Genomic DNA, 379 nt, shown 5'->3' with positions numbered 1-379 from the left:
TGAGGTGAAAAAAAGACCTAGATGCGCTAGCATCAAAGTCTTTATCCACCGACCAAAGTGAGATTGCAACCATGAACTATACGCATCTAAGCCTAGGGGAACGATACCAGATTTATGCCCTTATAGGGGCAGAACATAGTATTAATTTTATAGCGCGGGCGTTAAACAGAAGTCCCAGTACCATATTAAGAGAAATCAGACGCAATAAAAGCCTGCGCGGTTATCGAGTCAATAACGCTCATAAGAAAGCTTGTGCAAGACGATCAAACAATGCGCTCAGCATCATCGCTGACGTATGGGACTGGGTCACAGACAAGCTTAAAGAGAACTGGAGTCCCCAGCAAATAGCAGGTGTTCATGGTGGACTCAGTCATATGAG

General features: G+C 44.6%; 1 protein-coding gene. It reads left to right on the top strand.

Features of this window, described 5'->3' with window-relative positions; genetic code table 11:
* Window positions 1–71: 71 nt before the first annotated feature.
* Window positions 72–379, top strand: a 308-nt coding sequence (locus AAEY80_RS14375) for a helix-turn-helix domain-containing protein (protein WP_350588535.1), incomplete at its 3' end; no start/stop codon positions are given.

It is taken from the genome of Psychrobacter sp. 78a-MNA-CIBAN-0178, from assembly GCF_040309625.1.
Taxonomy (GTDB): domain Bacteria; phylum Pseudomonadota; class Gammaproteobacteria; order Pseudomonadales; family Moraxellaceae; genus Psychrobacter; species Psychrobacter okhotskensis.
This window is presented reverse-complemented; position numbering and strand designations above follow the sequence as displayed.